This window comes from Rhodobacter calidifons (genome assembly GCF_011174775.1).
GTDB classification, from domain to species: Bacteria; Pseudomonadota; Alphaproteobacteria; order Rhodobacterales; family Rhodobacteraceae; genus Tabrizicola; species Tabrizicola calidifons.
Genome location: NZ_JAANHS010000057.1, coordinates 1 through 696 on the forward strand (window position 1 = coordinate 1; position 696 = coordinate 696).

General features: G+C 71.0%; 1 protein-coding gene. It reads right to left on the minus strand.

All coding sequences use genetic code 11. The features are described from left to right. Positions 1–696 (minus strand): GTA baseplate fiber-binding domain-containing protein (locus G8O29_RS18650; protein WP_437440818.1); only part of this gene is annotated, 696 nt, incomplete at both ends.

A 696-nucleotide genomic window follows, 5' to 3' on the forward strand; every position in this document is an offset into this window, starting at 1 on the left:
GCGACCAGTGCGCGGGATCGGCGCGTCCAGCGGATGGTCAGATCGCCAGGGCTGCGGGCCGTCCGCCAAGGCTGTTCGACATGGACCGGCGCGAAGGGGACAAGGCCCCGCCCGGTTGGGGTGAAGCCCAGCGCGGCATAGCTTGCGTCACTGACCGCCCGCGCGGCCGGGCCGACCCGCCAGTTCCACGGCAGGCCGAGGTCAGCCTCGGCGATGGGCAGGTAAGACAGCGCTGCATCCAGCACGACTACCCGCGCTCCTGCCGGGGCTGGATTGCCCATGGCGTTCTCTGTCCCGCGCTGGCCACGCAGCAGGCGGGTCAGGCGGTACCGGCCTGGCGCGATCAGTTCGGCCGCACCCGCCTGCACAATCTCCCACTGGCCTGCGGCGCTTTCGACAGCGAGGGCATTGGCCCCGCCGAAGAGCGCGACGTCGGTTACGCTTTCCAGCGTTCCGGACAGGAGACCAACCACCAGCGCGTTGCCCCGGTCGAAGCGCGAGGTCGGGCCGGGAAAGAAGTCGAAGGCCAGCGTGCCGATCCGCGCACGGCTCCCGAAGGTCGTCAGGAGGTTGAACCCGTCCGTCGACGCGCTGCGGAACACCGCGATCTCGCCCGGCGAGGGGCTGGCATGGGCGGCGATCAGGGGGCGATGCGCGGGCTGGTCCTCGCTGATCTGCGGCAGGTCCAGCATCACC